General features: G+C 73.2%; 2 protein-coding genes. Both read right to left on the bottom strand.

The window, feature by feature from the left end:
- Nucleotides 1–639: XdhC family protein (locus IY392_RS12840; RefSeq protein WP_194861425.1), on the bottom strand; the 639-nt coding region annotated here is incomplete at its 3' end.
- Nucleotides 640–938: 299 nt separating this feature from the next.
- Nucleotides 939–1,256 carry an ArsR/SmtB family transcription factor gene (locus tag IY392_RS12835; protein ID WP_375292915.1) on the bottom strand — a complete coding sequence of 106 codons (318 nt, stop codon included), beginning with the start codon at nt 1,254–1,256 and terminating at the stop codon, nt 939–941.
- Between the last annotated feature and the right edge of the window lie 220 nt (nt 1,257–1,476).

Genomic DNA, 1,476 nt, shown 5'->3' with positions numbered 1-1,476 from the left:
CACCAGGAGTCGCGGCGGGGCCAGGGACTGCACGAACACGCGACCGGCGGGACTCTCCACCACCGCGGTCCCCGATCGACCGAGCATCGCGGTGGCGCGGGCGCGGGCCGGGGCCAGGTCGCCGGGATGCTCGCCACGCCGGTCCGCGCGCGAGTCCTCGTGCGATCCGGCGAACCGATGCGCGTGCTCGTCGTCGTCCTCCGTTGGCGACGTCCCCACCACCACCGTCCACTCACCGGAGCGAGGACCGTCCAGGACGGTGGTCACCACCACCGGCAGTCCCTCGCCCAGGGCGGCGGTGACGCGGTCGATCGGATGCCCGCCGTGGGCGGGGACGTACTCCACGTACACCTCGAGGCTCCCGCCGCAGGTCGGCCCCACCGCCAGGAGCTCGTCGCCGTCGGGGCCGAACACCGCGCAGGCCTGTCGCCCATCGGCCATGACCTCCTGGCACAGCGTGTACACCGCTCCGTCCACGCACCCGCCGGAGACCCCGCCGATCACCTCCCCGGTCGCGGCCACGGCCATCGCGGTGCCGGTGGCCAACGGGGCGGAGCCGCCGATGTCAACGACGCGGGCGAGCGCGCACGGGATCCCCTCGGCGCGCCACCGGCTCACGGTCTCGGCGACGGTGTCCATGTGCACATGGTGGCGCGGTCAGATTGCGCGGGTGTTTCGCCGGATCGCGCCGCGAGTTACGCGCGGCGAGTCCACCACGCCGCGCGCACTGCAATCCACGCGTCCTCTCCGACGTGCGCGTCCTCTCCGACGTGCGCGTCCTCTCCGACGTGCGCGTCCTCTTTGACTTGCGCGGCCCCTCTGCCCGCTCCCATCCGGCTTTCGCGTCCCCTATGGACCACTCCGCCCGCGCATGTCGACAATGCAGCGGGCCCGGCGGGCAGGCCGGGCAGGCCGGGCAGGCCGGGCAGGGCGGGTGCTCAGTGGTGTCGGGCGCCCATGAGGTGCAGGATGCGATGGACGGTGTCGTCGGCGAGCGAGTACCGGACCACCCTGCCGTCCTCGGGGTCGCGGGATGCGGTCACCCAGCCCCGATCCCGCAGGATCCGCAGCGCCTGGGACGCGGCGTTGCGGGTGATCCCGGTCGCGGCGGCCAGGTCCGAGACGGTCGCGACCCCGGGGCCGGCCTGGTGCATGTGCGCGAGCAGGCCGAGCCTCGTGGGGTCGCCGAGCAACTCGAAGCGCTCGGCCCAGCCGCCCAGGTCCATCGCTCCCCCTCCGTCGCCCGCGCCGGTCACCGCCAGACGCAGTCGTCACCGGCAGCCGCGCTCGCCACCTGCATTATCAGTTAACAACGGTGACACATCCACTGGCTACGCTCTGCTCATTATGTGTCCGACTGGACACCTAATCCCTTTCGAGCAGGAGCTCTGCGTGAGACCGTTCTCCTCCCCCGCCGGTGCCGGCCTCGCCGCGAGCCTGACCGTGAGCCTGGCCGCGGCGAGGCCGGCACCGGCG

The sequence above is a fragment of the Dietzia sp. SYD-A1 genome, assembly GCF_015356725.1.
Classification (GTDB): domain Bacteria; phylum Actinomycetota; class Actinomycetes; order Mycobacteriales; family Mycobacteriaceae; genus Dietzia.
This window is presented reverse-complemented; position numbering and strand designations above follow the sequence as displayed.